Below are 21410 nucleotides of genomic sequence, written 5' to 3'. Positions count from 1 at the left end.
ATGCGCACAATCACCATAAAGCTCCCAGAGCATCGCGGAGTTCCGGTGGAGGCGGAGAGGATATCTCCTGATGTTCTTGCGGGTCTCAGCATCAGGGAGATATCTGAGATAGAGGTATGGCAGGGCAACAGGAGACTGCATCTCTCGGATATCTTTTTGGTCTCAGGCGATCCTGATCCGGATACGCCGGAGAACACGAGAATCGTTATCGAGGGGGATCTCTCAAAGGTCAAGCGCCTCGGTGAGGGGATGTCCACTGGGGTTGTGGAGATCATCGGAGACGCTGGAATGCACGCAGGAAACAGCATGCGCGGCGGCATCCTGAGGATAAAAGGAAACGCCGATGACTGGCTCGGCAGGGAGATGCGCGGCGGCAGGATCGAGGTCGAGGGGAACGCTGGCAATTACGTTGGCGCCGGATATCGCGGTGAGCGGTGCGGGATGCGCGGCGGCGAGATAATTATAAAGGGGAACGCAGGTGCATTCCTTGGCGAGCATCTCTGTGGCGGGACGATCGAGGTCATGGGAGATGCCGGCGACTTCCCGGGATGCGCGAACCAGGGAGGAATCATCCGCATACACGGACATGCTCACCTCCCGGGGGCTGAGATGGTCAAGGGCAGCATAACCGCAGGGAGCGCGCGCGTGCTCCCCAGCTTCGTACACGAGGGGACTGTGGAGCTGGGTGGTTCGACTTACAAAAAATATGTCGGAGATCTGGTCGAAAATGGCAAAGGTGAGCTCTACATCGCCTCTGGCCAGATCGGTAAATAATAAATCATGTCAGCATATACAGCTTTGAGGTGTCGAGTTGATCGATCGCAGCAGGATCTATGAGATTCTGGACGGATATGAGATGGATGATGTGCGGATAGGCATGATCGCATCTCATTCCGCCCTCGATGTCGCTGATGGCGCTGTGGAGGAGGGGTTCAGAACCCTGGCGGTCTGCCAGGAGGGGCGGGAGAGGACCTATGTGAAGTACTTCCGGGCGGAGCGGGCACCGGATGGAAGGATAATCACAGGAATGATTGATGAAGTGGTGGTCTTAAAGAGGTTCAAGGATATCCTCGACCAGCAGGATCTGCTGATCAGAAAGAACGTCCTTTTTGTTCCGAACAGATCATTCACATCTTACTGCGGGATAGACTCAGTGGAGGATGAGTTTGAGGTACCTCTCGTGGGCAGCAGGAACCTGCTCAGATCAGAGGAGCGGGGCGACAAGATGGACTACTACTGGCTCCTCGAGAAGGCAGGTCTGCCATACCCGGAGCAGATAGAGCCGGATGAGATCGACTGTCTTGTCATAGTAAAGCTGCCACATGCCGTCAAAACGCTTGAGAGGGGTTTCTTCACGGCAGCATCCACAGAGGAGTACTATGAGAAGTCAGAGCTTCTTCTCCGTCAGGGAGTGATAGACAGCGATGGCCTCGAGCTCGCGAGGATAGAGAGGTACATAATAGGCCCTGTGTTCAACCTGGACTTCTTCTACTCGCCTCTGAGGGATCGCATCGAGCTTCTCGGGATCGACTGGAGGTTTGAGACGAGCCTTGACGGGCATGTGAGGCTTCCGGCGCCGCAGCAGCTGAGGCTGAACGAGAAGCAGATAAACCCTGAGTACACGGTCTGCGGCCACAACTCCGCGACTCTGAGAGAGTCGTTACTGGAAAAGGCGTTCGATCTCGCAGAGAAATATGTTGCAGCGACAAAGGAGTACTATCCTCCCGGGATAATCGGCCCGTTCTGCCTGCAGACGTGTGTCGATAAGGATCTGAACTTCTACATCTACGATGTCGCGCCCCGCATAGGTGGAGGAACAAACGTACATATGGCAGTGGGCCATCCGTACGGAAACGCGCTCTGGCGGACAAGCATGTCCACAGGGAGGAGGCTGGCCAGAGAGGTGAGGCTTGCGATGGAGAGCGATGCGCTCAGGAAGATAGTGACCTGATCTGACACATGGAACCTCTTTCGTCGAAGCCCAGGGAACCATTCTAATCAGGGGGGGTCACCTTGCCCGGATCTGAAGAGCACCCCCGGAAGCTCAGGCGCACGCTGGAGAGGCTCGCAAAGGAGGGGGAGCAGGTGCAGCTCGTCTACCCGGCGCTGCTGGAGCGGCACTGCGACAGGAACACGCTGGCGCTGGCGAGGCTCGGCGGCGACGTGAGGATATCGAGCTGGGTGGTCGTCACTGATAAGAACCTGCACTTTGTGAGGGCCGGCATACTCTGGGACAGCGTGCAGAGCATACCACTCGAGCGCATAACTGATATTGAATATGTTGACGAGTTTCACACCAACACCATCAAGATCCGGGTCGGGGAGCTGTCAGAGAACCTGGTATTCTACGATGAGCTCGAGGGTATACGTTTCTATCAGCACATGAAGTTCAAGAGATGGAAGGATACGTCTACGTCATCTCGCACTGCCTCCTGAATCCTCTCGTGAGGGTCAGGGGGCTCGGGCAGCCCGAGCTCTCTCACAAAGGCCCGTTAATACAGCTCCCCTGCCCGGAGGCGGTCTACCTGGGGCTGGACAGGTGGGCTGTGACGAGGAACCAGCTCGATATTCCTGAGTACCGGAGGTTCTGCAGGGAGCTGATGCGATCATCGCTGGATGCTGTGGAGATGCTCTCCAGGCATTACAGAATAGCGGTCGTGGGTGTTGCAGGGAGCCCGAGCTGCGGTGTGTTCACCACAACAATGGGCTACACGGGGGGAAGGGTGCGGGAGTCGGAGCACGAGGAGATCAGTGGCATGGGGATATTCATGGAGGAGCTGAGGCGCGCAATGGCTGAACGCGGGATCGACGCGGAGTGGTGCGAGGCGCGCAGCCGCGGGGATTGATCGGACGATCAGGATATAGAGAACATCCATGTGATTCCTGGAACAGTGGAGGGAAGGAATTTCCCTCAGGTTCTGATCGATTTCCTGGATTCCAAGTGTAAGGAAGTCTCAGAATGAATATAAAATCTGAGCATCTCATAATGTAAACAGATTCATTTTGGTGTGCTGCATGCCTATGATTGGTAAGACATTTGCCGTAGCGCTGGTTCTTGCAGCCTCATTGATCCTATCTGGCTGCATCGAGCAGCCTCGCGGGGATATCAGAGGCGATAAGCTCATTGTGGTCGCCACGATACAGCCGCTTGGTGAGTTTGTCAGGGCAGTCGGCGGGGATCGGGTCGATGTGATGGTGCTGCTCCCGCCAGGGGCTGAGCCGCACACATTCGAGCCCACGCCGGCGCAGATGAAGCGTCTTGAGGATGCAGATCTGTATGTGAAGAACGGCGCCGGTCTGGAGCTGTGGCTGGAGAGATTCTCCTCAGATGGAATGAAGGTCGTTGACAGCTCTGAGGGGGTCGAGCTGATCTACCTGAACGGCATCCCTGATCCCCACATCTGGCTCTCGCCCCGGTCTGCCGCGATCCAGGTTGAGAACATCTGCCGGGCCCTGATCGAGGTGGACCCTGAGGGCAGGGAGTACTACGAGAAGAACAGAGATGCGTACATAAGCGAGCTCAGAGGCCTCGATGAGTATCTAAAGAGCAGGCTATCCAGAGCGTCCGGCCGCATCTTCGTCGTGGATCATCCAGCATGGAGCTACCTCGCCAGGGATTACAACCTGGTCCAGATCGCAATAGAGGAGGGAGAGCGGGAGCCCGGGCCGAGGCGCATCGCCTACATAATAAAAACCGTGAAGGATAACAACATAAAGGCGATACTCGTCGAGCCTGAGTTCAACCCGAAGATGGCAGAGGTGATAGCATCAGAGGCTGGATGTCAGGTCGTGGAGATCGATCCACTTGCAGGTGATTATATAAATAACATGAGGTCTGTAGGAGATCTCATAGCAGAATCGACTGGAGCATGATGTCAGCTGTCTCTATAGAGGGTCTAACAGTCAGGCTTGATGGCAGGATCGTGCTTGAGGATGTCTGGCTGGAGGTGGAGGAGAGGGATTTTCTGGGCCTGATAGGACCGAACGGCGGCGGTAAATCGACCCTTCTTAAGGCCATCCTGGGGCTTGTGAAGCCCACCTCCGGGAGGATCACGGTATTCGGCAGAGATCCTGTAGCTGCAAGACCTCTGGTCGGCTATCTGCCGCAGCACAGCATCTTCGATCAGAGGTTTCCTGTGAGGGTCCTTGATGTCGTTCTCATGGGAAGGTACCCGCGCGTGGGCATGCTCAGGCGGTACAGAGCGGAGGATATAGAGGCCGCGAGGAGGGCGCTCGATGCTGTCGGCATGTTGGGGCTAGCGGATCGTGAGATAGGAGCTCTCTCAGGAGGCGAGCAGCAGAGGGTCTTCGTCGCCAGGGCGATCGTATCCGATCCGAAGCTGCTTCTTCTTGATGAGCCGACCGCTGGCGTGGATGTCGCGCAGCAGGGGGAGTTCTACGATCTCTTGAAGCATCTGAACAGCAGAATGGCCATAATAATGGTATCACACGATCTCTCCGCGATCTCAGCGCATGTCGAGAAGGTCGCGTGTTTGAACCAGAGGCTTTACTACCATGGATCCAAGGAGCTCACAGAGGAGGATCTCACCCAGGCGTATGGATGCCCCATAGTCGATATAATCGCGCATGGGATCCCGCACAGGGTTTTGAGGGAGCACAGGTAGGTCGCCATGAACACCCTGATAGGAGAGATGATGCAGTACGAGTTCATGAAGACCGCCCTTGTTGCGGGGCTGATGCTCTCCGTGCTCTGCGGCGTCGTTGGAGTGTACATAGTTCTGAATAGGATTGTGTTCATAGGTGATGGTGTCGCACATGCTGCCTTCGGCGGCATCGGCCTGGGATACCTCCTCGGAATAGATCCCTTCATCCTCGCCCTCGTAGCAGCGGTCCTCTCCGCCGCGGGCATCGGTGCTGTTAGCAGATCGAAGGTCTCGGAGGACACCGCAATAGGAGTCTTCCTCGCGATGGGAATGGCGCTTGGTGTGCTCCTCATGAGCATGAGCACAGGGTACTCAAGAGACCTCTTCGACTATCTCTTCGGAAACATACTCGCGGTCTCCTGGATCGATGTTAAGATAATGATCGTCCTGACGGTGATCATAACAGCTCTGGCGCTCGGGCTTTACAAGGAGTTCCTGATACTCTCGTTTGATCCCCACTACGGCGAGGCTCTGGGCCTGCCGGTGGGCAGGCTGAAGATGCTGCTCCTCTGCATGGTGGCGTTCACTGTTGTGATGCTGATAAAGATCGTGGGGATAATAATGGTGATAGCCATGCTCACGATACCGGCTGCCATAAGCAGGCAGCACCTCTGCGATCTACGGAAGATAATCGCTCTCTCGGTCATCCTGGGCATGATATTTGTGACTTCAGGTCTTATGGTATCCTATGCTTTTGACCTTCCATCCGGGGCGACGACCATACTCATAGCATCCGCTGCGTTCTTCGCCAGCACAGCAGCTTCACGGAGAAATGCGTTCGTATAGGAAAACGCACATGACGCAGTGTACCCGTTGGATGAAAAATGGTATGCATTCATGGCATGCATTCAATAACCATTTTCGTACCAAGCAGGCAGAAGACTCTCCTTTAGGGGAAGTGATGAATGCCGTACGACTTCAGCGGTAGCCATGTGCCATTTTTACATCGGTATCGCCTTGAAGTCAATGTTGCGGCGATTGCTATCGCTTTCATCGAGCGGGCCTTGTTCGCCAGCGACTCCAGCATGTGCTCATCCGAGCACCCATGGCCCGTAACGTTTAAAACCTAAAAGCGCATGAGCAGTCAGTGCTGATGCGCCGATAGTGTAGCGGTTATCACTAGGCGTTGCCAACGCCTAAACTCGGGTTCGAATCCCGATCGGCGCATGCACATCCTGCGTTTCGCATTAACGCTCATTAGAATTGCATACCTTGCAGCTTGCTGCGGTTGGGATGGCAGGAAAACCGACTTAAGGGGGCTGCATACTCTTAGCACGGTTGGGGATGTGGTTGCATCAGGCGTAACCGGACATTGTTTACCTGCTTATAACAGGCGTCACTCGATGTTTGTATATTTTTATTGTTTCCGCTTTAAAAAAAGACTGCGGGCCAGATCGGGTCGCATCAGATCTTCGCCGGCTTCTCCAGGAGCTTTCTCTTCACCAGCAGATCGCCCGACCGTGCGTGTGGCTTTCTCGATACCGCATCCCCTGACTTCTCAAGCTCCCTCGCCTCGTCCGCGAGCCTGGCAGCAGCCCGAATGACCTCATGTCCTGCGGCTGCTGCGAGAGCGATAGCCTCGAGCTCCTTGAGCTTGAAGCAGGCCTGCGCGTCGATGGATGCAGCTGTCTGGGCCATGTAGAGCGCTGCGATAGCCTTCGCCCTGGCATACGGATTCGCGAAATCCATGCGCTCTGCACAGAGCTCGGGCGTGGCGAGTATGTGCGGAAGCTGTACAGATCCGGCGGCCACAGACGCGATCGCCTTATCGATCTCCTCCTGCACAAGCCTGACAGCCCCGCATATGCTCAGGACCTTGAGCGCATCCGCATTGAATATCGCCATCTCAGCCGGATCTAGGAACTCGCGCTTCGCGCCTATGAGCGGATCCATCGGGAGGATGATGTAGCCGAAGCCCTCCGCCTCCATCGCATCCCTGGCATCCTTCTTCGTCGGGCCATCTGATATGACAACCAGAGGGATCCCCTTCAGCAGGTTCCTCGCAGCAGTCGGCCCGGGCGTCGCAGCGTTCGGGCTCACAACAACGACCATCTGCGGCCCCCAGGAGCGCATCTCCTCGGCCAGCCGCTCGCCCTCGCTCCTGGACATCTTCGGTCCATGCGATACAACCTTTGACTCGATCTCGGTCCTCTCCGCGATCTCATCCAGCGCGAGATCAACAACAAGAGACGATGCGATATTTCCGAGCTTGATAAAACCGATCTTGAACATGCTGATCTCGAGGTATGAGGTGGAGTATTAAATTTGCGATCACCCGGGAAAGAACCGCGGAATCGCTGTAGAAGCCTCAGGAATAGGCAGGTCCTCGCATAATGCGCCCACAGTGTCAGAGCACCCTGAAATCAACGATGCGGTAAGCGATCCGGCTGCAAGACCGCTGAATCAGGGTTCCGACCCACGAGCGCTCTTCTCAGCAGCTCTGGGAGGAGCAGCGCTCGACCGCGAGATCAGAAGCTCCAGGTACGACAGTCTGATCGGTTCGCCCGTGCCAATGCTGGAGATTATCTCGAGCACACGCGCCCTGTCGGTGGGGCTGTCACGATCCGCTGCTATCTCCGCCTCCACGAATCTCCCGAGCCCATCGACATCGTCGAGCGCCACGATCGCATCGCCAAGCCTGTACTTCGCGCGCCTTTTTCTGACAACAGCGAACCTGGAGAATCCCAGGGACTCGAGCAGCCTCTCGGCAGTGGCCGCATCATCAATTCTGAGGCTCAGCTCCAGGCGCGTCTTCGTCTCCGGATCCAGCTTCGGGCCTTTGTATGTGAGATACACACCCTCTTTCTTGATCCTTATTCGCAGCGCTTCGTCGCTGGATGCGAAATCGCGAACAGGGGAGCGGAAATAGATGTCCGTATGGTTCTCCACCCCCTCCAGCACGCCGCCCATCCGCAGGATCCTCTCCTCAGCGTCCTCCGGCGCCCTCGCCTTGGCTTCGACCTCTATCAAGAGCCCCTCCTGATCACCAAAGTCGCTCTATCAAGCCTGAGGACATCGACAGCCTCTCCCTTCGACAGCGTCTCTCTAACGATCTCCACCATCTCAGGCGTGATCTCTGCCCCATCAATCTCGACGCGCCCTGATGCCAGCATCCTCTCAAGCTCAGCCGGATCCATGGACGTGAGCTTCTTTATGATATTCCCAGCCTGGCCCTTGTACCTCGGACCTATCAGACGCATCACGGGCTTAACAGCGACCGCCCTGGTCTCTATCTCAGGCTGACCCTTCCTGAGCTGTATCGGGGCGTTCGCCACCCCTCTCAGATCAAACGTCTCCAGATCCAGCTCTGTGTAGATCTCTATGCCCGGCAGCGGCGCATTCAGCGCCATCCCCCTCTCTGCCTTGTAGCGCCTTATGGCAGCTGTTATCTCTCTTATCAGAGCCCCCTCTGGAGATTTGTAACCATCAGGGGACGGCCAGCTCTGGGTGTGGACGCTCTTTCCTGTGAGCGAGGTGTAGATCTCCTCGCTGATGAATGGTATGAATGGCGCCATGAGCCTGCAGAGGACATCCAGCACCCTGTAGAGAGTCGCCTGCGCAGCCCTCCTCTCCTCAGAGTCAGAACCGTACAGCCTGGACTTCACGATCTCTATGTAATCGTCGGCCAGCACCTCCCAGGTGAAGGTGCGTATCGCCCTGAACGCCTCGTCGAACTGGAAGGCATCCATCGCCTCTGTCACCTTTGAGACAAGCGCACTGAGCTCACCGAGCAGCCAGCGATCGATCTGTGTGGGGGGTGCGTCTGTCTCTGAAGCAAACGGAGCCGCAAACCTGTAGATCGACCAGAGCTTCTGCTGGAACCTGCTCGCAGCAACGATCTCCTTCCACTGGAACATCACGTCTGAGCCGGGCGAGCCGCCGAGGGCTGCCCACTGCCTCAGAGCATCAGCCCCGTTCTTCTCGAAGACCTCCTCCGGAATGACGAAGTTGTTCAGCGACTTGGACATCTTCCTGCCGTCCTCGCCGAGGACCATGCCGTTGATCAGTATCGTATCCCAGGGCTTCACGCCGACGAGCGCCATGGAGCGGAGGATTGTGTAGAATGCCCATGTCCTGATGATATCATGACCCTGCGGCCGGAGCTGCGCCGGATACCTCGGATCCTCTCGGTTCAGCCAGCCTGTGACGTGAAGCGCTGAGATCGAGCTGTCCATCCAGGTGTCGAGAACGTCCTCCTCGGGCTCGAACTCCCTAGATCCGCAGCTGCAGCTCACCGGCGGCTGTGTCTTCGTGGGATCGAGCGGCAGCCACTCCTCCTTCGCGACCAGCACCTCACCGCACTTTCTGCAGTACCATGCCGGTATCGGTGTGGCGAAGACCCTCTGCCTGGAGATGCACCAGTCCCACTCCATGGTTCCGGTCCAGTTCTTGAGCCTGAGCTTCATGTGCTCCGGCACCCACTTGATCTCGTCAGCGGTTTTGATGATCACATCAGGATATATGCGCACGAACCACTGTCTTTCAGAGAGAATCTCTATCGGGGTCTTGCATCTCCAGCAGAGGCCGACGTTCTGCTCCAGAGGCTCCTGCCTGTAGATTATACCCCTGGAGAGCATCTCGTCCACTATCGCCCTCCTGGCATCGTTGATGCTCATGCCCCTGAACTTCCCGGCGATCTCTGTCAGTCTGCCCTCCCTGTCTATCGCCTGCCTGAGCGGGAGGTTGTGCTCGACCCACCAGCGAACATCCTGCTTGTCGCCGAAGGTGCAGATCATGACAACGCCCGTGCCGAACGAGGGATCTACGGCCGGATCTGAGAGGACAGGGACCTCGTAATCGAATAGCGGAACCCTGACGCTCTTTCCAACGAATCCGATATGCCGCTCGTCATTCGGGTTGATCGCGACAGCGACACATGCGGGCAGAAGCTCGGGTCTCGTTGTGGCGATCTCCAGGTGGCCGTGATCAGATTCGAAGCGCATGTAGTTCAGCGTGGTCGTTCTGGTGTCGTACTCAACCTCTGCAAATGCTATGGCTGTGGCGCATCTCGGGCACCAGTTGACCGGGTGGTCCTCTCTGTATATCATCCCCTTCTCGTACATCTGCACGAAGGAGCGCTGCGTCTTCACGTAGTACTCAGGCTTCATCGTGATGTACTCGTTCGACCAGTCAGTTGAGATGCCGAGACGCGTTATCGTGCGTCTCATCCTCTCTATCGCCTGAGCGGTCATCTCCTCGCAGAGCCTGCGGAACTCCTCCCTCGGGACCTGGTTCTTGGTTATGTGATACGTCTCCTCAACCTTCACCTCTGTCGGGAGACCATGACAGTCCCATCCCTGGGGAAACATGACGTTGTAGCCGCGCATGCGCTTGTACCTGGCCACGAAGTCTATGTAGCACCAGTTGAGGGCGTTCCCAATATGGAAGTTCCCGGTGGGATAGGGCGGGGGCGTATCGATTATGTACTGCGGCTTCTCCGATCCCCAGTCGAAGTAATATACGGATGGATCCCACCTCTTGATCCACTTCTCCTCTACCTCTTTGAAGTTGTACTCCTTGGAGATCTCGCTCATCGGGATAGCTCCTGATAATTCTGTACTTACAGGATGTACGGAGGGTTGAACACAACGTTAATAGGATTATCGGTTATCTTCAGTGAGATGCATCTCCTGATATACCACGCGAACCAGTGCGATCCAAAGAAGTGCACGGGAAGAAAGCTGGCGCGCTTCGGAATTGCAAGACTAACCCACAGGATGGCAGATCTCAGGGGTTATCTGATTCTCAGCCCGTTTTCTGAGAGAGCACTATCTCCAGCAGACAGATACGCGGGAAGAGGGCTTGCAGCCCTTGACTGCAGCTGGGCGGAGGCTGAAAGGGTATTTGAGAGGATTCATGCGAACACGAGAGCCCTGCCGTTTCTCCTGGCTGCAAACCCTGTGAACTTCGGCAGGCCCTTTAAGTTATCCACAGCAGAGGCACTTGCAGCTGCTCTTTTCATTCTGGGCGAGAGGGAGCAGGCAGAGCTTGTGCTCTCGAAGTTCTCCTGGGGGCACACATTCCTCGAGCTCAACAGAGAGCCTCTCAAGGAGTACGCAGCAGCAAAGGATAGCGCCGAGGTCGTGAGGATACAGAGCGAGTACATGTGACTTTTCCCCGAATGGGCAGGCTTCTGCGCTTCGGCTCGCAGTCGAAGGCATCTATGATGCAATCCAAAAAGGAGCTAAGTAACAAAGTGGCAGAAAACATCACAATTAAATAAAAATTGTAAGTTTTGCTGTCTACTCTATCTTTACCTCCTTGCCCTTCCGCTTCTCCTTCTTCTCGAGCGTCAGGGTGAGCACGCCGTTGTTGTAGATGGCCTTTGCGCTGTCCGGATCGACCGGGCGCTCCAGCTGGATCATCTTGTAGAACCTCTTCTCGTCATCCGTCCTGATCTCGACGCTGTCCTCGGCGACGTCAAGCTTGATGTTGGACTTGTCCACACCCGGCAGCTCCACGAAGATCTTGTAGCTGTCCTTCTCCTCCATTATATCGACAAGAGGCTCGCGACCTATGCTGGCCTCGATGCCGCGATAGGATGGCCTGATGTTGCCGAACTCCCTGAAGATCGGCTCCTTCCCTGGCTCGACCACATAGCTGAAGCCGTACACAAACGGCCCGTACCTTCTGACCTTGCCCTCAGGGGTCTCCTCCTCTCTTACAAGCTCGCGAAACTCCTTCGGCATCTCGGTCTCGAACCTCTTGATCATCTCCTCGAAGGGGGACAGGAACCAGTCCTCCTCAAAGCGCTCCTTTCGCTCGAACGGGAACCCTCTCATGAAGCTCTCGAAGATATCAAAGATCGACGGATACCTTCTCCTCCACATTCTTTTCACCTCGAGATAGACTAGTTTTGAAGTACTATAAATAGTTTTCTGTAAAATGGGCACACGCTGGTTCATGGTAAATAATTTTGCTTTGTTTCAGGTGGGCAGCATATGTATTAGCAGAGTGAATTCGCGAAGATGCGTGCTGAATATGAACAGGGTTAGACGAACGATCTAACGAAAAGCTGTGGCCGGTTCCCGCTGGCGCACTCCAGATTTAAGTCGCGGGCGGGAAGCACAGCCTGGCCTGTCAGGAATCGGGATCTAGCGGCACAACGTCCATAAACCCTGCGAAGTCGCATTCCATTGATCTCAATGATACGAGTACGCGAGCCATCGCTGATACGACGATGGGTGTGCACGACTATATACCGGACGCGGAGAACAGCACATCTGATGAGAGAAGATTCAAAGAGCTCCAAGCCGAACCATACCGACGTCTCATCCGCTGAAGCTAAGTGGTGGGAGTCCGCTGAGGATCACAAATTCGCCCTGGAGGTTTTGCAGTTACCGCTCCGGCGGAAGATGCTGAGGTTCATAGGTCTGGAAGCCAGGAGCATAGATGAGATCGAAAAGGAGTTTGGATTGAGCACAGATCAGGCCAGGTACCATCTCGAGATGCTCGAAAAGGGGTTGGTTGTTGAGCGGGTGGGCGATAGCTACAGAACTACCATCACCGGTAAACTCTACCTGGAAAAGGTGGATTCTTGTAGTGAGATTATGCCGCCCAGCAAGGGACAGTCTCAACCAAGAGCTTGATCCTGCCTTCCCCATGAAGGGGAGGATCTCCCTGTGCTTCGAATGCTCTCGACTACGTCGAAGGCTTCAGAGATCCAGTTGCCCAGCAAATAAATGCACTCCTGGCCTTATACAACTTGTTTATTCTTGATTGACGATGTACTTTTTGTATGGACACGGATGATCGAGCCATTCATGCTGGAGAGTATTACAAGATATTGCGTGAGATGAGATGGCATGATGGCGTCAGATGCGTGTATTGTGGTTCTGAGCATGTTGCGAGGAAAGGCAGATGGCATGATACGCCGAATCAGCGATACCACTGCACGAGTTGCGATAGGTGGTTCAATGACATGACCGGAACAATTATGGCAAAAACACCAGCAATAAGCTCTGTGGATTCGTTGAGATGGATGATGCATATGTCAAAGCTGGTTCAAAAGCAAGAAAGTGCTGAACAGAGTGCCGGGGAAGCGTGGCTTAAAATCAAATGGCAGAGGCACATACGACACTGATAAGCTTCCAGTAGTGGTGACAGCTGAAAGAGGTGGCGGACTGAATGTTCAATCGCATAGTAACGTCAAAAGTACGCACTTACGTGTCTGACAACTTGGGGTCCGTGCAGTGGAGTTGCTGGAGACACCCATTCATTCGCCAAGAGCGCATGGCATGTCAGTGCCTCTCCGGGCAGGTCATGTTTAACAGCCCGGATTAGGGGATGTATGAGCGGGTAGGAGAGTGGGGGTTCAGTGTGGATCACAAAACAGAACGGTTACCCGCTCAGAGGCTAGGATATACTGGCAGTATTTATAGCTTGCTGTGTATGGGCAGAGCTTGTCCTTTTGGAAAAACTGTGCTCCTTATCGTCAAAGAGTGCTGCAGATATACGGTTCAGGCATATTGAGCTGCAGCACAATGATCAATGTGTAATGGCACGGCTCTCTTCTGAGAAAAACAACATCAACCGTTACATTTTGTCCCGTCTTGCCTGAAGGAGATGAGCTCAGGCGGGAGCTATCTTCACTCCCCCTGTACCTCTCTCTTCGCCATCTGCACGCGCTGCTTTGTTGTGTATCCTGTTGCCTTCTCGAGGAACTTCCTGAACCTGCGGTTTGTATCCATGATTATATCGTCAGGGGCGCCCGGGAGCGACTCGGTCAGCACATTCAGCTTCTTCTTCTCTATCCAGATCTGGCAGCTCTTCAGGGCGCCGTAGCTGAGTGTGATCCTCTCGCCGTTCCTGGTGATTCCTGAGGAGAACAGCTCCCTCAGGATCCCCTCTATTCTCTCTATGTCAGGAGTGTAACCTCTCTTGAACGTGTACTCCATGCTTTGAGGGAGATCTCCTATGGTAATTAGATCTTGCCGTCAGCTAGCAGCACGGAGACTGGTTCCCTCCGATCGTGAAGTAATCTGTCAGGACCTTCCTGAAGTCCACTATCACGTCCACCTTCCATGTGCCTGGAAGGTTCGCCACATCCTCTCCCTTTATACGCAGGCCGCTCCATATGCAGGAGCTCCACATGCCTGCGGGCCCGTCTATGGCGGGTATCACCCCGAAGCTTCTCTTGTACACACGCATGTTCGGCGAGTACCATCTCCACTCCACAGTATGCGCCCGCTGATCCCTCCAAACCTTGAGCCAGCATACCGCCTCCACATCATCCTGAGTGAATGTGTAGGTCCGGGACTGCGGCACGCCGCTCGGGCTCACCTTTGTGGTCATGGTGTGCTCGCTCAAGGGAAAGTAGAGCGGATGCGCATGCGCACAGGCTGTCAGGACAGATGCCACCAGCACGATCAGGATACCAACCCTCATCACACATCTGACCCCAGAATGGGTTTTTGATGCAGAGAACATCATCACTTCATCCCCTTCATTGCCCTGAAAAAGTATAAACACACCAAGTATTTTAAAATTATGTTTTGTGCATCCTGAGGGTCAGAATGTATACATATATTATAATATTTAAAATAATATGAATATGTTGACGTTACTGATCGGATACTCAATCATTTGCACTTCGGGACCACAGGTATCGTTGTGCCCTCGGATGACTGATAATCGGACAGACCTTGACGTCGATGGATCTGGGCCTTCCGGTGCAGATACTGCTAGCTCAGACACGCAACGGAGAATGCATGGCATCCCGAGCTGAGAAGCGATGAGCAAGTTACTTGGAGATTCCGCATGCCACACCGGCACATGAGAGCCCCAAGATGGCAGTTTGCGCCATCTCTCAGCTCTGTTGTGTCCTGGTGACTTCCTCTCCGGCTGAAGACCGGAGCTTGCGCCCTGTCACTCTCTATCAGCATTCACATGCTCTCAAGCGCCTCTATTCCGAGGGTTTCCAGGGTTGCGCTCAGGGCGTTTCTGGATGCCCTGACCAGGCCGAGCCGCGCATTCCGGAGCTCTTCGGGTTTGGCATCCAGCACAGGATCGTACCGGTAGAAGAGGTTGAACCTCTCCGCGAGCTCCCTCGCGTAGGTCGCGAGCTGATGCGGCTTTAGCTCCCTGGCAGCCCTGTCTATGACCAGATCGAACTCTGCGATCTTCTTTATCAGGGCGATCTCGTAATCATCCCTCAGGAGCCCTGGATCGAAGTCATCGAGATCTCCAGCCTTTTTGAGGATGCTGCACGCCCTCGCATGCGAGTACTGTATGAACGGGGCGGAGAGCTTCTCGAAGTCGAGAGCTGCCTTCCAGTCGAACATGGTCGCCTTGTCCGCGGATACCCTCACGATATCGTACCTCACAGCGCCAACAGCCACCTTTCCTGCCACTTCCCTCCTGAAATTATCATCCATCTCCGGCCGTCTCTTCGTGACCTCGAGGTAGGCCTGCTTCTCGACCTCATCGAGCAGCTCATCGGCAGAGATGAACTTCCCGCGGCGTGTTGACATCGAGCCATCAGGAAGAGAGACAAACTCGAATATGACGACCTCAGGCTCCTTTATCCCGAGAATCCGCAGCGCTGTGCGGAGCTGAGCTGATACGAGCTTGTGGTCCGCTCCGAGCACCTCCACAACGCGCCCGTAGTTCTCCGCCTTCCATTTGTGATACGCGAGATCCCTTGTTGTGTAGAGCGTCGTCCCATCTGCCCTTCTAAGCACCAGGCTCTTCTCGAAGCCCTCCTTGCTCAGATCAAGCTGGAGAGCACCATCCTTCAGGACGGTCCTTCCTGTCCTCTCCAGCATCTCCAGAATCTCATCGACAGAGCCGTCCCATACGAACTCCGACTCCCACTTGTAGGAGTCGTGATGGATGTTCATCCTGTGCAGGGTGCTCTCGATGCCCGAGATGGCGTACTTCGCTGCGCGCTGGAACTTCTCCACAGTCTCCGGATCCCTGGACTCGTAGCGCCTCATGAGCTCGTCCACCTCTGCGGAGAGCTCGGGCCGCTCGTTCATGATCCTGTGAGCTGCGATGTAGACGCGCGCTATCGCATGGTCCGGCTTGGAGTCGTCGAGATCGAGGTGATCGCATCCCCAGACCACCATTGCGGTCTGCCTTCCCATATCGTTCACGTAGTACTGTGCCTCGACGCTGTATCCGGCACGGCGGAGTATCCTGACGATTGTATCTCCGATCACGGAGTTTCTTATGTGCCCGACATGGAGCGGCCCATCGGGGTTCGCGGATGTGTGCTCAACTATGACCGAGCCCGACATCCTGCCCATCCAGGCATCCTCACCCTGGGCCTCAACAACAACATGATCCAGAAAGCTGCGGCTCATGTAGAAGTTTATGTACGGCCCGACAATCTCCGCGCGGTCGACCCAGCGCGACGGGGAGCCCATGGAATTGTATATATCAGCTGCAATATCCTTCGGGCTCCTCCTCAGAACAGGCGAGAGCCTGAACGCAATGGTTGTGGAGAGATCCGCATGCGGGCTCAGATCCAGGCTGTTCTCCAGTGATACGCTCAGGCCGCATCGATCGAGACCCTCTTTCAGTATCCCCTCGACCTCGCTCATGAAATCCAGAAACATATGAACACCATCTAGCAAGAATCTTGGAGAGCAACGCTAATGGATATAAGCATTCCGTCGCACGCATCTGAATGCAGAACTGCAATCGCTCCTCCGCCTCTTCAGAGTGCCGGTGCTTTTGGGGGAAGTCTATATCTGGAAGGAGTTCTCAGTACAATGGGGGATTCGATATGAGATCATGGATAATTCTTGCCATGCTCCTTCTCACCGTCTCATGCTCTGCAGGAGATAGCGCGAAGGAGGTCGTGGCCACAACCGCGATAAGCCTGCCTGTCGACTCTGTGACGATCTATCAGGACGGCCTCGTATTCGTAAAGCGGACGGGCAGCATGGACCTGACGGAGGGAATACACAAATTCGTCGTCGACCTTCCGGAGAATGCAGATACTAGTTCTGTTCTCTTCCTTGTAACAAACTCCTCGCTGGAGCGCATAGTCTACGACAAGATGCCTGTGTACACCATGAACGTCTCATCAACTGCAAGACAGAGATTCCTGCTCAGCTATCTGGTGAGGAATGGAGGTCAATGGGCTCCGAACTACTACATACATCTCCTCAACAATTCGATGCTCCTGACCGCAAATGCCCTTATAAACGTCGATCTCAGGGAGGACCTGAAGAACGTTCAGATCAGGCTCGTGGCGATGCCGGAGAGGGAGATTCCGATTCTGATGAGAGCCCCAGCCCCGACCGCAGCCAAAGCTGTGGAGCTCTCTGTGTATGATATCGCCGCAGCCGCTCCGACAGGCGAGCTTGAGACGCTCTTCGTGTTCGTTCTGGAGAACAGGACAGACCTCGTCGCAGGAAAATCGATAGGTCTGCCTCTCTTCGAGGATCTCGCACCTGCCTGGCGCGTTTACACATGGGATGCCTATTACAGTCCGGACGGTCCTGCGAGGGAGGAGATCAGGGCGAACAACACAGCTGATCATCCATGGCCCGATGGAAACGCGCAGATATTCAGGGACGGGGAGTACGTGACCACCCTGAGCATGCCCTACACTGCGAAAGGAGCCAACGCATCCCTGAGCCTGGGGCCATCCGCGGATCTCAAGCTCTCGAAGAAGCTCATGGACTACAACATCTCTGAAAATATCGTCTCCTTCGGAAACGGCACCGCAAAGGTGACCACGGAGAACTGGACATATCAGCTGGAGATCAAATCCAATACCGACAAGGAGATCGATCTCGAGGTAAAAGACACCATACCGATGGAGGCGAAGGTGATCGCTGTTTCCCCCGAGCCATCGGAGATGACCGCGACCCTCCTCAAGTGGAACCTGAAGGTGGCACCGAGAGAGGAGATGAAGATAAGATACGCATACAGGGTTGTGACCGTGGAGACCATCAAGGGGGAATGAGCTCATACCATCCTCTGTGAGCGTCACAGGGGATGACATCTATTCTTTTGTGGTAGTTTAGGGGTCTGGATCTGGTACGGGCTTATGTGCTCATGCACCTCTGTGACCAACTCGCCGGCCTGAAGACAGGAGCTTGCACCCTGCTTTATATCATGCTCGACAACATGACCTGCAGGTGAGATCGCAATAGATCCCACACAGCAAGTTCGATCTGCACCTCGGCCAGCCGCATCCCTACGGAAAGCTCTATACGGTATGCTGGAGGAGAACCTGAGCGAATGTCCCTGCTGGAGGTCAGATCGGTATCAAAGGTCTTCGATGTCGATGGAAAGAGCATGGAGGTACTCCGGGACATAAGCATGTCCGTAGATGAGGGCGAGTTCGTATGCTTCATCGGGCCGTCTGGATGCGGCAAGACCACGCTGCTCAGGATAATCGCAGGTCTCGAGTTCCCGTCCTCTGGAAGTGTGCTGCTCGATGGCGCCCCCATAAGAGGTCCCGGGCCTGAGAGGGGCATGGTCTTCCAGGAGTACTCCCTCTTTCCATGGCGCACAGTTCTGGACAACGTCGCGTTCGGCCCGGAGATCCGGGGGGTGCCGAAGGAGGAGCGGTACAGGCTTGCGAGGGAGTACCTGAAGATGGTAGGGCTGGAGCGGTTTGAGAGCAGGTACCCTCATGAGCTCTCCGGAGGCATGAAGCAGAGGGTCGCGATCGCAAGAGCTCTCGTCAACAATCCGAAGGCACTGCTCATGGACGAGCCGTTTGGAGCGCTGGATGCACAGACCAGAAACGTGATGCAGTCAGAGCTCCTGCGGATATGGGAGCAGGAAAGAAAGACGATAATATTCGTCACGCACAGCGTCGACGAGGCGATATACCTCGGTGACAGGATCATCGTCTTCTCCGCGAGGCCGGGCAGGGTGAAGGAGATCATCGAGATAGATCTGCCCAGACCGAGGAAGAGGACAAGCCTTGAGGTCAATACAATCAGGGACAAGATACTCCAGGATCTCAGAACCGAGATCAAGATCTGATTTGAGCGGAGAGAATGAGAACCAGAAGTGCGAGCTGGATGGAGCTGCCCAGAAGGGTCGTCGCAGGCGCTGGAGCTCTCGCGGATATAGGAGATGTCTGCGTTGATCTCCGCCTCTCCGGCAGGGCGGTTGTCATAACAGGTCCACAGACCCGATCCGTGGCTGGAGACAACCTCGCGGCGCGTCTCGGAGAGCGAGGCTTCGAGGCGGAGGTCGTGATCACAAGGGACTCCAGGCCTGCAGAGGTTGAGCGCGTGAGGTCATTTGCTCTGGACCTCAAGGCGGATTTCCTGATAGGAGCAGGCGGCGGGAGGTCGATAGACATAGCAAAGCTCGCCGCATTCCATCTCGACATACCGTATCTCAGTGTTCCGACAGCCGCATCTCATGACGGGATCGCCTCAGCGATGGCATCGCTCAACATGGACGGCGAGACGAAGTCCATTCCAACCCGCGCGCCTCTTGCGATCATAGCCGACACAGGGATAATATCCAGAGCCCCTCCCAGGCTGATGTCAGCTGGATGTGGTGATATAATATCGAACTACACCGCGATCCTCGACTGGAAGCTCGCGAAGAGGCTCAGGTGTGAGGATTACAGCGAGTATGCAGCCGCACTCTCGAGCATGACCGCCCGGATGGTCGTCGAGATGGCCCCGAGCATCAAGCCGGGCCATGAGCCCTCGGCGAAGATAGTGGTCCAGGCGCTGATATCCAGCGGCGTTGCAATGAGCATAGCGGGATCGTCCAGACCCGCAAGCGGATCTGAGCACATGTTTGCGCACGCCCTGAACAGGATCGCCCCGGGATGCGGGCTCCATGGCGAGCTCTGTGGTCTAGGAACGATCATAATGATGTACCTGCACGGCGGTGACTGGAGGATGATCCGCGAGACGCTCAAGGTGCTCGGCGCACCCACATCCGCACACGAGCTGAACATACCGGAGGATGTGGTGGTCGAGGCCCTGACCCAGGCGCACACGATCAGGCCCGAGAGGTACACGATACTCGGAAGCGGGTTGACACCAGATGCAGCAAGAGCGGCTGCAGAGGCGACAAAGGTGATATGAAGATTATTATTCAGGAGGTTAAAATATGGCCGAGCCGACAACTCAGATCACCCTGATAGGAACGAAGCTCGCGACGATCGGCATGGAGTTCATATTCAACGGACCCACGCCGGAGTGCGAGAGCTGCAAGCTCAGAAACACATGCATGAACCTGGAGCCCGGAAGGAGGTACAGGATACTCGGGATAAAGGGGGAGCTGGTCCATGACTGCCCTCTGCACGAGGAGGGTGTGCGCGCTGTTGAGGTCACGGAGAGCCCCACGATCGCGGCGATGGATGCGCGCAAGTCTTTCGCAGGCTCAAAGATAATCTACGAGCCGATAGATTGCGATGTGAGTGATTGCAGGATGTACGATATATGCCATCCCGCCGGGCTCAAGAGGGGCGACAGATGCACGATAGTGGAGGTCGTTGGAGAGGCGCCGGAGGAGTGCGCGAAGGGGTACACGCTGAAGCTCGTGGAGCTGAGGCGCTGAGGGCGACCTTCTCGAGAAACGTCTTCATACCTGTAACAGACCTCTGCAGAAACGCCTGTGGCTACTGCTCGTTCAGGCGTGATCCGGATCGCGCCAGGGTGATATCAAGAAGTGATGCCCTGAGATTGATGGACAGAGCGCAGAGGGCGGGCTGCTCAGAGGCGCTCTTCACGATGGGGGATAGGCCGTGGGAGGTGCGCGGCGACCGGATGGAACTCCTGGAGTACATCGTGGAGCTCTGCGAGCTCGCCCTGGAGAGGGGGCTTCTTCCTCACACCAACGCGGGAATACTCACACGCGAGGAGCTGGAGCTCCTGGCGCCCTACAACGCCTCGATGGGCCTGATGCTCGAGAGCACAGCACATCTTAAGGTGCATGAGAGATCTCCGGGAAAGAGACCGGAGGTGCGAATAAGGACAATATCCGACGCAGGCGCGATCAGGATACCGTTCACCACTGGCATACTCGTTGGCATAGGCGAGGGTCCTGAGGACAGGATCAGATCTCTTGAGGCGATAGCGGAGCTGCACAGGAGATACGGCCACATCCAGGAGGTCATAATCCAGCCTCTGGACCCGAAGCCCGGGACTGAGTCAGAGGGCATGCAGCCTCCTTCGATAGGTGATATGGCGGAGCTGGTATCGATCGCCCGCAGGGTCCTGCAGCCGGAGATATCCATTCAGGTTCCCCCGAACCTCGTGGATCCAGTTCCGCTGTTGAGAGCCGGAGCGGATGATCTCGGTGGAATCAGCCCCGTGACCCCTGACTGGATAAACCCGGAGAGGAGATGGCCCGAGATCGATGAGCTTAAAGGGATCGTGCTCGTGGAAAGACTGCCGGTGTACCCGAGATACGTGAGGCTCGGCTGGTACGGCAAAAGGACAGAATATCTCATCCGGCGGCTCGCAGATGAGAGCGGGCTGAGAAAGAGCTGAAGTAGACTGCGTGAGGCCTTTCTTCAATCTGGATGAGAATTGTCCTCATGATGGAGAGCATCAGGGCGCATCTCCGGACTGAATGCAGAGGAGTTCACTCCATATCAGCACCTTGAACGATCGCAGCATACCTGATGCTCTCAGAGAGGTCGATCGTTGGGTGGATTTACCGGTCCTTCTGGATTTATCCTGCATTTCGCATTAACATTCATTTTCCGAACAATTTTCTCTGCATGGCCTGCGGCAAACATTTTTAGCCGGCTCACAGGTTTGGAGAGAGGAGCAGCTTAGATGGAGACAGACACGCGAT

General features: G+C 55.6%; 21 protein-coding genes and 1 tRNA gene. 15 read left to right on the top strand and 7 right to left on the bottom strand.

The window, feature by feature from the left end; all coding sequences use genetic code 11:
* The 8 genes from QFX31_RS07280 to QFX31_RS07245 all read left to right on the top strand — a co-directional run bounded on the left by QFX31_RS07280 (nucleotide 1) and on the right by QFX31_RS07245 (nucleotide 5831).
* Nucleotides 1-774 (top strand): formylmethanofuran dehydrogenase subunit C, encoded by a 774-nt coding sequence (locus tag QFX31_RS07280; RefSeq protein ID WP_348531447.1) that lies wholly within the window; start codon nucleotides 1-3, stop codon nucleotides 772-774.
* Between the two features lie 37 nt (nucleotides 775-811).
* A complete protein-coding gene (locus QFX31_RS07275) occupies nucleotides 812-1951 on the top strand; it encodes a formate--phosphoribosylaminoimidazolecarboxamide ligase family protein (RefSeq protein ID WP_348531446.1) in 1140 nt (379 codons plus the stop codon).
* Between the two features lie 62 nt (nucleotides 1952-2013).
* Nucleotides 2014-2436: a hypothetical protein gene (locus tag QFX31_RS07270; RefSeq protein ID WP_348531445.1), complete on the top strand. Its 423-nt coding sequence runs from the start codon at nucleotides 2014-2016 to the stop codon at nucleotides 2434-2436.
* Nucleotides 2397-2846 carry a hypothetical protein gene (locus QFX31_RS07265; RefSeq protein WP_348531444.1) on the top strand — a complete coding sequence of 150 codons (450 nt, stop codon included), beginning with the start codon at nucleotides 2397-2399 and terminating at the stop codon, nucleotides 2844-2846. Before QFX31_RS07270 ends, QFX31_RS07265 begins: the two co-directional genes overlap by 40 nt.
* Nucleotides 2847-3015: 169 nt before the next feature.
* Nucleotides 3016-3873 (top strand): metal ABC transporter substrate-binding protein, encoded by an 858-nt coding sequence (locus QFX31_RS07260; RefSeq protein ID WP_348531443.1) that lies wholly within the window; start codon nucleotides 3016-3018, stop codon nucleotides 3871-3873.
* Nucleotides 3873-4625 carry a metal ABC transporter ATP-binding protein gene (locus QFX31_RS07255; RefSeq protein ID WP_348531475.1) on the top strand — a complete coding sequence of 251 codons (753 nt, stop codon included), beginning with the start codon at nucleotides 3873-3875 and terminating at the stop codon, nucleotides 4623-4625. Before QFX31_RS07260 ends, QFX31_RS07255 begins: the two co-directional genes overlap by 1 nt.
* Before the next feature lie 6 nt (nucleotides 4626-4631).
* Entirely contained in the window at nucleotides 4632-5450 is an 819-nt protein-coding gene (locus tag QFX31_RS07250) for a metal ABC transporter permease (RefSeq protein ID WP_348531442.1), read from the top strand.
* A gap of 309 nt (nucleotides 5451-5759) precedes the next feature.
* Nucleotides 5760-5831, top strand: a tRNA-Gly gene (locus tag QFX31_RS07245).
* A 237-nt stretch (nucleotides 5832-6068) separates the two neighbouring features.
* On the opposite strand, the gene QFX31_RS07240 is transcribed toward QFX31_RS07245, so the two are convergent.
* The 3 genes from QFX31_RS07240 to QFX31_RS07230 all read right to left on the bottom strand — a co-directional run bounded on the left by QFX31_RS07240 (nucleotide 6069) and on the right by QFX31_RS07230 (nucleotide 10204).
* Nucleotides 6069-6896, bottom strand: a complete 828-nt coding sequence (locus tag QFX31_RS07240; protein WP_348531441.1) for a F420-dependent methylenetetrahydromethanopterin dehydrogenase — start codon at nucleotides 6894-6896, stop codon at nucleotides 6069-6071.
* 171 nt (nucleotides 6897-7067) lie between these two features.
* Nucleotides 7068-7634, bottom strand: coding sequence for a class IV adenylate cyclase (cyaB, locus tag QFX31_RS07235; RefSeq protein ID WP_348531440.1), 567 nt, complete (start codon nucleotides 7632-7634; stop codon nucleotides 7068-7070).
* The gene (locus QFX31_RS07230) at nucleotides 7631-10204 is read right to left on the bottom strand and encodes a valine--tRNA ligase (protein WP_348531474.1); all 2574 of its coding nucleotides are present in this window, start codon (nucleotides 10202-10204) and stop codon (nucleotides 7631-7633) included. The genes cyaB and QFX31_RS07230 overlap by 4 nt, the downstream gene beginning before the upstream one ends.
* 81 nt (nucleotides 10205-10285) lie before the next feature.
* Here QFX31_RS07230 and QFX31_RS07225 point away from each other — a divergent pair, with 81 nt between their 5' ends.
* Nucleotides 10286-10774, top strand: coding sequence for a DUF367 family protein (locus QFX31_RS07225; protein ID WP_348531439.1), 489 nt, complete (start codon nucleotides 10286-10288; stop codon nucleotides 10772-10774).
* Nucleotides 10775-10906: 132 nt separating this feature from the next.
* Here the strand turns inward: QFX31_RS07225 and hsp20 are convergent, their stop codons facing one another.
* Nucleotides 10907-11494: an archaeal heat shock protein Hsp20 gene (gene hsp20, locus QFX31_RS07220; RefSeq protein WP_348531473.1), complete on the bottom strand. Its 588-nt coding sequence runs from the start codon at nucleotides 11492-11494 to the stop codon at nucleotides 10907-10909.
* A gap of 396 nt (nucleotides 11495-11890) precedes the next feature.
* Here hsp20 and QFX31_RS07215 point away from each other — a divergent pair, with 396 nt between their 5' ends.
* Entirely contained in the window at nucleotides 11891-12253 is a 363-nt protein-coding gene (locus tag QFX31_RS07215; protein WP_348531438.1) for a helix-turn-helix domain-containing protein, read from the top strand.
* Between the two features lie 999 nt (nucleotides 12254-13252).
* Here the strand turns inward: QFX31_RS07215 and QFX31_RS07210 are convergent.
* From QFX31_RS07210 to argS, 3 genes are all read right to left on the bottom strand, one after another.
* Nucleotides 13253-13561 carry a DUF5611 family protein gene (locus QFX31_RS07210; protein WP_348531437.1) on the bottom strand — a complete coding sequence of 103 codons (309 nt, stop codon included), beginning with the start codon at nucleotides 13559-13561 and terminating at the stop codon, nucleotides 13253-13255.
* Nucleotides 13562-13604: 43 nt separating this feature from the next.
* Nucleotides 13605-14051 carry a hypothetical protein gene (locus QFX31_RS07205; RefSeq protein ID WP_348531436.1) on the bottom strand — a complete coding sequence of 149 codons (447 nt, stop codon included), beginning with the start codon at nucleotides 14049-14051 and terminating at the stop codon, nucleotides 13605-13607.
* 497 nt (nucleotides 14052-14548) lie between these two features.
* Nucleotides 14549-16225 carry an arginine--tRNA ligase gene (argS, locus tag QFX31_RS07200; RefSeq protein WP_348531472.1) on the bottom strand — a complete coding sequence of 559 codons (1677 nt, stop codon included), beginning with the start codon at nucleotides 16223-16225 and terminating at the stop codon, nucleotides 14549-14551.
* Nucleotides 16226-16395: 170 nt separating this feature from the next.
* Here argS and QFX31_RS07195 point away from each other — a divergent pair, with 170 nt between their 5' ends.
* The 5 genes from QFX31_RS07195 (at nucleotide 16396) to cofG (ending at nucleotide 21100) form a co-directional block, all read left to right on the top strand.
* Entirely contained in the window at nucleotides 16396-17586 is a 1191-nt protein-coding gene (locus tag QFX31_RS07195) for a DUF4139 domain-containing protein (RefSeq protein WP_348531435.1), read from the top strand.
* A gap of 278 nt (nucleotides 17587-17864) precedes the next feature.
* A complete protein-coding gene (locus QFX31_RS07190) occupies nucleotides 17865-18620 on the top strand; it encodes an ABC transporter ATP-binding protein (protein ID WP_348531434.1) in 756 nt (251 codons plus the stop codon).
* Between the two features lie 14 nt (nucleotides 18621-18634).
* Nucleotides 18635-19690 carry an NAD(P)-dependent glycerol-1-phosphate dehydrogenase gene (locus QFX31_RS07185; protein ID WP_348531433.1) on the top strand — a complete coding sequence of 352 codons (1056 nt, stop codon included), beginning with the start codon at nucleotides 18635-18637 and terminating at the stop codon, nucleotides 19688-19690.
* A 25-nt stretch (nucleotides 19691-19715) separates the two neighbouring features.
* Nucleotides 19716-20165 carry a UPF0179 family protein gene (locus QFX31_RS07180; RefSeq protein ID WP_348531432.1) on the top strand — a complete coding sequence of 150 codons (450 nt, stop codon included), beginning with the start codon at nucleotides 19716-19718 and terminating at the stop codon, nucleotides 20163-20165.
* The gene (gene cofG / locus QFX31_RS07175; protein ID WP_348531431.1) at nucleotides 20120-21100 is read left to right on the top strand and encodes a 7,8-didemethyl-8-hydroxy-5-deazariboflavin synthase subunit CofG; all 981 of its coding nucleotides are present in this window, start codon (nucleotides 20120-20122) and stop codon (nucleotides 21098-21100) included. Before QFX31_RS07180 ends, cofG begins: the two co-directional genes overlap by 46 nt.
* The last annotated feature ends 310 nt before the right edge of the window (nucleotides 21101-21410 follow it).

Origin of the sequence: Methanothrix sp. (assembly GCF_030055635.1) — an archaeon.
Classification (GTDB): Archaea; Halobacteriota; Methanosarcinia; order Methanotrichales; family Methanotrichaceae; genus Methanothrix_B.
This window is presented reverse-complemented; position numbering and strand designations above follow the sequence as displayed.

Coding starts and splice junctions, on each gene's coding strand:
- QFX31_RS07250 (WP_348531442.1), top strand. CDS start 4,632: ATGAACACCCTGATAGGAGAGATGATGCAGTACGAGTTCATGAAGACC.
- QFX31_RS07195 (WP_348531435.1), top strand. CDS start 16,396: ATGAGATCATGGATAATTCTTGCCATGCTCCTTCTCACCGTCTCATGC.
- QFX31_RS07255 (WP_348531475.1), top strand. CDS start 3,873: ATGTCAGCTGTCTCTATAGAGGGTCTAACAGTCAGGCTTGATGGCAGG.
- QFX31_RS07205 (WP_348531436.1), bottom strand. CDS start 14,051: ATGAGGGTTGGTATCCTGATCGTGCTGGTGGCATCTGTCCTGACAGCC.
- hsp20 (WP_348531473.1), bottom strand. CDS start 11,494: ATGTGGAGGAGAAGGTATCCGTCGATCTTTGATATCTTCGAGAGCTTC.
- QFX31_RS07210 (WP_348531437.1), bottom strand. CDS start 13,561: ATGGAGTACACGTTCAAGAGAGGTTACACTCCTGACATAGAGAGAATA.
- QFX31_RS07265 (WP_348531444.1), top strand. CDS start 2,397: ATGGAAGGATACGTCTACGTCATCTCGCACTGCCTCCTGAATCCTCTC.
- QFX31_RS07225 (WP_348531439.1), top strand. CDS start 10,286: ATGCATCTCCTGATATACCACGCGAACCAGTGCGATCCAAAGAAGTGC.
- QFX31_RS07190 (WP_348531434.1), top strand. CDS start 17,865: ATGTCCCTGCTGGAGGTCAGATCGGTATCAAAGGTCTTCGATGTCGAT.
- QFX31_RS07240 (WP_348531441.1), bottom strand. CDS start 6,896: ATGTTCAAGATCGGTTTTATCAAGCTCGGAAATATCGCATCGTCTCTT.
- QFX31_RS07280 (WP_348531447.1), top strand. CDS start 1: ATGCGCACAATCACCATAAAGCTCCCAGAGCATCGCGGAGTTCCGGTG.
- QFX31_RS07180 (WP_348531432.1), top strand. CDS start 19,716: ATGGCCGAGCCGACAACTCAGATCACCCTGATAGGAACGAAGCTCGCG.
- argS (WP_348531472.1), bottom strand. CDS start 16,225: ATGTTTCTGGATTTCATGAGCGAGGTCGAGGGGATACTGAAAGAGGGT.
- QFX31_RS07215 (WP_348531438.1), top strand. CDS start 11,891: ATGAGAGAAGATTCAAAGAGCTCCAAGCCGAACCATACCGACGTCTCA.
- QFX31_RS07185 (WP_348531433.1), top strand. CDS start 18,635: ATGAGAACCAGAAGTGCGAGCTGGATGGAGCTGCCCAGAAGGGTCGTC.
- QFX31_RS07260 (WP_348531443.1), top strand. CDS start 3,016: ATGCCTATGATTGGTAAGACATTTGCCGTAGCGCTGGTTCTTGCAGCC.